The sequence below is a fragment of the Nesterenkonia alkaliphila genome, from assembly GCF_009758175.1.
GTDB lineage: Bacteria > Actinomycetota > Actinomycetes > Actinomycetales > Micrococcaceae > Nesterenkonia > Nesterenkonia alkaliphila.
The window spans coordinates 1-7,423 of sequence record NZ_WRPM01000006.1; the positions used below are offsets into that span (position 1 = coordinate 1).

A 7,423-nucleotide genomic window follows, 5' to 3' on the forward strand; every position below is an offset into this window, starting at 1 on the left:
GGCCTGCACCGCAGCAGGATCATGCCCCGCCGCCCGCAGCCGCTGCACGCGGTCAGCACCATTTCCGAACCGCCCATCGATCACCTGACGAGCCACCGCAGAGACTGAAGAGTTCGACGAACCGGTAGACGACCCGCCAGAGCTGGAAGAACCGCCCGAGGAGGAACCACCTGAGCCGGAAGAGCTGCCCGAGGAGGAACCACCTGAGCTAGACGAACCGCCGGAGGAGCCCGAGTTAGGCGACCCGGAGGAGGAACCACCCGAGGAGCTCGAACCGGAGGAGCTCAAATATGAACTGTGCGCCCAGCCGCGCTGCCCATTGGGCCGCTCCACCTGCGCCCAGGAGCCGCTGGTTGAGATCACGGTGACCTGCTCCCCCGTGGGCATCCAGCTGATCACACTGTGACTGTTCCCGGCACCGGAGCGCAGGTTCAACGGCTGCGTAACCCGCCGGGTCTCACCGGCGGAGTCGGAGCTGCCGGAAGAGGACCCTCCCGAGGACGAGCCGGAGCCGGAGTCGGCGGGAGCCCCTCCGCTGCCATCAGGACATACGCTCGGGAAATACTCCCGGTCGGCCGCGGCCCGCATATCCACACCGCGCTCCAAGAGGAAGGCGTGCGGGTCCAGGGCAGTACCGGTGTGCCATGCGCCCTGCCAGATCTCCAGGTGCAGGTGCGGCGTCTGGCTGACCCCGGAGTTGCCCACCAGGCCGATGGTTTCTCCGGCGGCGACCGTATCGCCCACTTGAACATGTGAGGTGCCATCCCAGACATGCAAGTACCGAGAGTGGTAGGTCTGGCCACCGATATTGTGCCGGAGCATCACATGCCCAGCACGGGATGAGGTGCCGTCCTGGGTGCTGACCACGGTTCCGGCAGCGATGGCCCGGAACGGAGTGCCTTCAGGCGCCACCAGGTCCTGCCCCAGATGGTAGGAGGAGGCTCCTGGGTTGGGGCTGCAGCGCGGCCCGTAGCCGCTGCTGAAGGTGTAGCTGGACGTCAGCGGCTGGACGAAATGACCAGAGCTGTTGGATGTCACCAAAGTGGTGGAGCTGGACAACGACGCCGCCGGGCCGGCTGCACCGCCCTGAAAGGGCTCAGGAGCCGGCAGGGTGGGGGCAGCCTCCGCGGTGGCGGCAGTGGTGAACGGCAGGGTCAGGCCGGCGGCAAAGACGCCGACGGCAGCCGCGGGGAGTTTCTTCGGCACAGATCAATCCTCACTAGTCGGACAGTACGACTCCTTGGCACACCGCCGGTGCGTGACGGTGCGTGTTAGGACTGTCCGGGGCCGCCCCTAAAGGTGGGGAAGCAAGCGATGGGAATCAGAGCGAAATTCCCCGGTCAGCTCATACTCAGGGTAACGAGTTGATCACGGCCCATGGCAGGCCGATGTTCAACCCCGCCTTGAACCTGTGATCAAACTGTGAGGGAACGCCACCGGAAGCAGCGCTCTGCAACAGAACCAAAAACTCATAGGAAACTTCCAGGCTCTATAGGGTGTTCCGTTCAGAAAGGTGAGTACCTTAGATAGTGCCTCTTCAAGGTGCGAGTGATTCATAGCTCCCCGGTTGGCCATATCGCGTCCCCCCTCACGCGGCCAGCCGGGGAGCTTCTCGTTTCTGGTCGCTGCAACGAGTGAGCGGAGTGCTTGCGCTCCGCGACTTTAGGCGTGAAGTCCGGCGGAGCCGGACGAGAGGCGTGCGGGACACGTGCCCGCCGCCGGGACCAACTCAGTCTTTGACTTCGCGGCGAATACCGCGCTGGCGGCTGAGTCGGTCCACCGCAGCAGCCAGCTCATCATCAGCGAGCAGATCTGCGCGCATATGTTTGGTCCGGTACCCGGCCCGGCCCACCACATGGGCGCTGACCGGGGCTGTAAGGAGCATCAGGCCCCAAGCCAAGATCGCAATCGGCACCCAGGCCCAGGAGCGCCACATAATAGCCGCGGCCAGCACCAGCATCAGCAGGCCCAGCACCTGCGGCTTGGTGGCGGCATGCATCCGGGAGTGCAGGTCGGGGAAGCGGAGCAGGCCGATCCCGGCCGCAAGCGACATCAGCCCACCAACCACCATGAACACTGCAGCTGTTCCGTCAAGAAACGTATCCAAAGTCATGCTGAGCCTCCCTCAGAGGTATCCCTGCGGGGATGTGGGATGCCGGGCTCCGAGGTACTGCCGGCGGAGTCAGCCTCCGCCGCGGCGTCGTGCTCGGCATCATTTTTACGCTTGGGCGCAAAGCCTGAGCGGGCCAGCGCGGCGAACCAGGAGGTGGATTCATCCTCTTGGGCGGATCCAGCAGGAGACTGTCCCGCCGGGATCTCTGGCTCATCGGCCGCGCCGCCGGAGAGTGCGGCGGCCTGGGCCTCTGCCTGCCGCACGGTGTCCTCAGATTCGGGGGTGCGCACCACCACATAGCGAGCTATAGCTACTGCGCCGAGGAAGCCGATCACGGCAGTGACTACCACAAAAAGGATGAAGTCAGTGTGCCGGTGATAGGCCATATCCACCAACATCACCGAACCCACAATGATCAGAATGACGTCCACGCTGATCACCCGGTCCAGAACCGAGGGCCCCTTGTACACCCGGTAGACCGCGCAGAGCGCGCCCAGCGCCAGGAAGAATTGGGTGATCCAGTAGGCCCAGTCGAGCATGGTCATTGTGGCATCACCTCACGTTCGGTCTTGGAGAGCCCCGCAACCCGTCCCAGCCGGGCTTCGGCCTTGACCACTGCAAGGTCAGAGCGGTTGCCTAGTGTACGGATCAGCAACGCCTCGGTGCGTAGTGCATCCTGCCGGATCTTCTCCGCCTGCACGTCATCGGTGACGTTGAGCGCGTGCAGGTAGAGGGTGGCGGTGGTGCGGTCCACATCCAGTACCAGAGAGCCCGGCACCAGAGCCAGAGCATGGCCGGTAAGGGTGACCAGCAGGTCATCGTGACTGCGCAGCTGGATGGAGATGATTGAGTTGCGCATCCTGGGCCCCTTGGCCACGGTCAACCAGGACACCTGAAAGCTTGCCATCACCATTTTGGCCAAGAAGCGCACCCCGAGGACCAATCCCCAGAAAGGGTTCAACCGCCCGGTGCCGCGCAGTGGTGGCAGGTAGAAGACGCGCACAGCGATAGTGCCGTAGATCAGCCCCAGAATGAAGGTCCCGAGGTCGAAGCTCTGCCAGACTGCCATCCAGAACACGCCTAGGAACAGGATCAGCGGCAGCTCAAGCTTCAGCGGGGTGCGTGGGCGGCGCATCAGTCCTCCTCTCCCTGACCGGTCCCGGCGGCGTCGTCGTACTCGTCCACAGACGTGGAGCCCTTCGCGTCAGTCTCCATGTCAGGCTGCAGGGAGGTGCGCACCGGGGCGAACTCCTCGGCCCCGTCGTCGCCGGTGTCCAGATCGATCACATAGCCCTCGGTGAACTCCTTCAGGTCCTCGCGGACGCCGTCCACCCGCTCCTCGCCCAACACGGCCTCCAGATAAGGCGTGCGTTCGTACATGTCCTGGGCTGCTGCCCGGGAGAAGTTCATCAGCGGGCCGGCCGCCACGGTGAACACCAGGCTCAGCGCCACGAGTGCGGCAGTGGGCACCACCATAGTGGCCGGCAGCAGCCGCTTATTGGCCGCCCGGGCGTGTGCCAGGGACTTCTGGATGAGGATCCGCTCAGGATCCTCCACGTCCTCAGCCTTGCGCCAGAATCCGCGCGCCCAGATCCGAGCCACTGCCAGCAGAGTCAGCAGCGAGGTGACCACCGAGGCGAACACCAGGATCCAGGTAATCCAGGTGTTCTCCGCGATGCCGCCCTGCATCATGCCCAGCTTGCCCACAAATCCGCTGAACGGCGGAATGCCGGCCAAGTTCATCGCCGGGATGAAGAACAGAATAGCCAGCACTGGGGAGATGCGCGCGAGCCCGCCCAGCCTCTCCACATTGGAGGTCCCGGCCCTGCGTTCGATCAGCCCGGTGACCAGGAACAGGGTGGTCTGGATGGTGATGTGGTGGGCCACATAGTAGATGGTGGCGGCCATCCCGATGATGCTGCTCAGCGCCAGGCCGAACACCAGATAGCCGATATGGCTGATCAGCGTGAAGGACAGCATACGTTTGATATCCGCCTGAGCCAGCGCGCCCAGGATGCCCACGATCATGGTCAGCCCAGCCACGATCATCAGGGCGGTGTTGATCCGCTCCCCCGGGAACAGCAGGGTCTCGGTGCGGATCATCGCATAGATGCCCACCTTGGTCAGCAGTCCGGCGAAGACGGCGGTGACCGGGGCCGGGGCGGTGGGGTAGGAGTCCGGCAGCCAGAACGCCAGCGGGAACACCGCGGCCTTGATCCCGAAAGCCACCAGCAGCATCACATGCAGCAGCAGCTGGACCCCATGATCCAGCTCGCCCACCTTCAGGGCGATATCGGCCAGGTTCACCGTGCCGGTGGCCGCGTAGACCAGCCCGATGGTGATCAGGAACAGCATCGAGGACAGGATCGAGACCACCACATAGGTGACCCCGGCACGGATGCGCGCCTCCCCACCGCCGAGGGTCAGCAGAACGTAGGACGCGGTGAGGAAGATCTCAAAGCCCACATACAGGTTGAAGAGGTCCCCGGCCAGGAACGCGTTGGAGACTCCAGCCACCAGAATCAGGTAGGTGGGGTAGAAGATGGAAACCGGGCCAGCGTCGTTCTTCTCCTCGGCGGCACCCTGCCCCACCGCATAGAGCAGCACGGCCAGAGTGATGATGGAGGAGACCACCAGCATCAGCGCGGAGAACCGATCGATGACCATCGTGATGCCGAAGGGGGCCGGCCAGCCGGCCAGGTTCACCGCATGGGCCCCGCTGTGCCAGATCTCGGTCAGCAGCACGATCTCCAACACCACGGTGATGATCAGCGTGCCGATGGTGATGGCCTTCTGGGTGGCCTGGTTGCGGTAGAAGGCGAAGGCGAATGCCGCCCCGAAGAATGGCAGCAGCACGGCTAGCGGCACGAACTCGATGAGACTGAGATCCATCAGCTCTCCCCCGCCTTCCGCTGTTTGGGCTCACTGCTCTGGGCGTTGCGCTCGGCCGGGTCCACCGCACGGATCGTGCCGGTGGAGGGGTCCACAGTGTCGATGAACTCGGAGGTCTCAGTGCTGACCTCGGCATCCTCCTCGGGATCATAGGCGCCCACTGCGGCAGCAACCCTACGGTCCTCCTCATCATCGGTGACCTCGTCCTGGCGGGCCAGCACCCAGGAGCGGTAGATCAGCGCGAGCATGAAGGAGACCAGGGCGAAGGCGATCACGATCGCTGTCAGCAGCAGGGCCTGGGGCAGCGGGTCGAAATACTCACCGGCCTCCACCCCGTCCTGAACCAGGGGGGAGATTCCGGCTCGGCCGGCAGTCTGCAGCAGCAGCAGGTTCACCCCGTTGGAAATCAGGATGATGCCCAGCAGCACCCGGGTCAGCGAGCGCTCCAGCATCAGGTAGATGCCCACGGCGAACATCACACCCATCACCAGCAGCAGGGTCAGATTGATAGTCACCGGGCCACCCCCAGGGAGGTCTGGGAATGGATACTGTGCCCCTGCTGGCCGGCCCGGTGCTCCTGCTCGGAGCGGACATCGATCTCTGAACCCAGGCTGCGCAGCACATCGACGATCAGGCCCACCACCACCAGGTAGACGCCCACGTCGAACAGAACCGAGGAGACCAGGTGGTGCTCGCCGAAGATCGGCAGGTCGAAGTCCACGATGAAGCTCTGGAAGGCGTGGCCGCCGAAGATCAGCGGCAGCACCCCGGTGAAGCAGGCCACTGCCAGGCCCCAGCCCATCAGTGCGCCGGCGGAGAACGGAATGGCCGCCTCCAGCTCATACCGGCCACCGGCCAGATAGCGCAGCAGGAAGGCCAGGCCTGCCAGCAGTCCGCCGGCGAAGCCGCCCCCGGGGGTGTTGTGCCCCGCCAGCAGCAGATACACCGAGAGCAGGATGATCGCATGGAACATCAGCCGGGTAACCACCTCGAAGATGATCGAGCGGTGCTCCGGGGCCAGGGTGCGCCCGGCAACTAGCCAGGCCTCACGGGCCACCGTGGCGAATGACCGGGCGACCTGGACCTCCTTGGCCTGGCGCGGGGAGAGCACCTTGTCCGAGAGCACCCGGCCCACAGAGCCAGTGGGCACCTCGTGCAGGGCCCGGCGCTGCACGTCACGGCGCTTCACAAATATCAGGCTGGCCACACCGGTGGCGGCGGCGGCCAGCACGGTGATCTCCCCGAAGGTGTCCCAAACCCGGATGTCCACCAGAGTCACATTGACGATATTGGCCCCGTGGCCGATCTCGTAACTCATCCACGGGAACTCCACGCTGATCGGCTCAGCGGTGCGAGAGTCCATGGCGATGGCTGCGGCCACCATGATGATCGCCCCGAAACCGGCGCCCAGCAGCGCCCGGCCCATCCGGAACCTGGTGGGGTTCTGGGTCCAGATCCCAGCCGGCAGAGTGCGCAGGGCCAGCACGAACACCACCAGGACGATCGACTCCACCAGCAGCAGGGTCAGCGCTAAGTCCGGGGCGCCCTGCAGGGCGAAGATCCCGGCGATGCCCCAGCCGCAGAGGCTGACCATCAGCACGGCCATGAACCGTTTGGGCGCCCAGACTGCGCCCAGGCCGCCGGCTATGATCACTGCGGCCAGCACCACCTGCATGGGCTGCTCGGCGAAGATCACATGCTCGGGAACTGTGTGCCCGGTCAGCGCGATCACCCCGGCCGGCACCGCGGTGGCCACTGCCACAATGATGAACAGGTACCAGCCCAGCGAGCCGCGCTGGGTCTTGGAAGTGGTCCAGACCGCAAAGTCATCTAGGCTGCGGATGGAGTACCGGTAGATCCGTTCGGCGTCCAGCACTGCAGGCACCACCCGCTGCGGATCGGTGATTCGCCCGTGCAGCCAGAAGAGTGCCGCCCCGAGCACCCAGGCCAGCACGGAGAGCCCCAGCACCGGGGTCAGCCCGTGCCAGAGCGCCAGATAGGTGGGCTCCACATCCGGGGCCACCGGGGCGAAGAGCGCTGCGAAGGGCTCCACCAGATGCTGCACCGGGCCGGGGGCCATTGCAAAGACCAGGGTCAGCACGGCTAACGCCGCCGGAGCTGCCAGGAATACCGCATCAGGGGCGCCGTGGAAAGTGGTGGGCTTGACGGCGACTCGGGCGTCGTCGTCATCTGTTTGTCTGTATTTGGTGGCGAAGGAGCCCCACAGGAACCGGGCAGAATAGGCCACGGTGATTGCTGAGGCCAGGACGACGCCGCCGAGCACTATCCAGCCCCATACCCCGTTGATCTCCGCATAGCCGTAGAAGGACTCGAAGACCACCTCTTTGGCCACGAATCCGACACTCCTATAGATAAATGTCAAGTGTTTGGGGTGAGGGTTCTGCCGGCAAGAGACCG

Annotated in this window: 7 protein-coding genes; all 7 read right to left on the reverse strand. The window is 64.9% G+C overall.

The genetic code is table 11. From position 1 onward, the window contains the following. Positions 1 to 1,206, reverse strand: a 1,206-nt coding sequence (locus GNZ21_RS00750; RefSeq protein ID WP_157320452.1) for a peptidoglycan DD-metalloendopeptidase family protein, incomplete at its 3' end; no start/stop codon positions are given. A 523-nt stretch (positions 1,207 to 1,729) separates the two neighbouring features. Further along, entirely contained in the window at positions 1,730 to 2,113 is a 384-nt protein-coding gene (mnhG, locus tag GNZ21_RS00755) for a monovalent cation/H(+) antiporter subunit G (RefSeq protein WP_157320454.1), read from the reverse strand. Beyond that, complete coding sequence (locus GNZ21_RS00760) at positions 2,110 to 2,658, reverse strand: monovalent cation/H+ antiporter complex subunit F (RefSeq protein ID WP_157320456.1); 549 nt, start codon at positions 2,656 to 2,658, stop codon at positions 2,110 to 2,112. The genes mnhG and GNZ21_RS00760 overlap by 4 nt, the downstream gene beginning before the upstream one ends. Beyond that, positions 2,655 to 3,248: a Na+/H+ antiporter subunit E gene (locus GNZ21_RS00765; RefSeq protein WP_157320458.1), complete on the reverse strand. Its 594-nt coding sequence runs from the start codon at positions 3,246 to 3,248 to the stop codon at positions 2,655 to 2,657. Before GNZ21_RS00765 ends, GNZ21_RS00760 begins: the two co-directional genes overlap by 4 nt. Further along, positions 3,248 to 5,005 (reverse strand): Na+/H+ antiporter subunit D, encoded by a 1,758-nt coding sequence (locus GNZ21_RS00770; RefSeq protein WP_157320460.1) that lies wholly within the window; start codon positions 5,003 to 5,005, stop codon positions 3,248 to 3,250. The genes GNZ21_RS00765 and GNZ21_RS00770 overlap by 1 nt, the downstream gene beginning before the upstream one ends. Continuing rightward, positions 5,005 to 5,520 (reverse strand): Na(+)/H(+) antiporter subunit C, encoded by a 516-nt coding sequence (locus GNZ21_RS00775; RefSeq protein ID WP_188503692.1) that lies wholly within the window; start codon positions 5,518 to 5,520, stop codon positions 5,005 to 5,007. Before GNZ21_RS00775 ends, GNZ21_RS00770 begins: the two co-directional genes overlap by 1 nt. After that, on the reverse strand, positions 5,517 to 7,358 hold the full coding sequence (gene mbhE / locus GNZ21_RS16135; protein WP_229659514.1) for a hydrogen gas-evolving membrane-bound hydrogenase subunit E: 1,842 nt from the start codon (positions 7,356 to 7,358) through the stop codon (positions 5,517 to 5,519). The genes GNZ21_RS00775 and mbhE overlap by 4 nt, the downstream gene beginning before the upstream one ends. Positions 7,359 to 7,423: the final 65 nt, after the last annotated feature.

What these genes read in the sequence shown, in the direction of transcription:
- mnhG (WP_157320454.1), bottom strand. Translation starts at nt 2,113, where the DNA reads ATGACTTTGGATACGTTTCTTGACGGAACAGCTGCAGTGTTCATGGTG.
- GNZ21_RS00760 (WP_157320456.1), bottom strand. Translation starts at nt 2,658, where the DNA reads ATGACCATGCTCGACTGGGCCTACTGGATCACCCAATTCTTCCTGGCG.
- GNZ21_RS00765 (WP_157320458.1), bottom strand. Translation starts at nt 3,248, where the DNA reads ATGCGCCGCCCACGCACCCCGCTGAAGCTTGAGCTGCCGCTGATCCTG.
- GNZ21_RS00770 (WP_157320460.1), bottom strand. Translation starts at nt 5,005, where the DNA reads ATGGATCTCAGTCTCATCGAGTTCGTGCCGCTAGCCGTGCTGCTGCCA.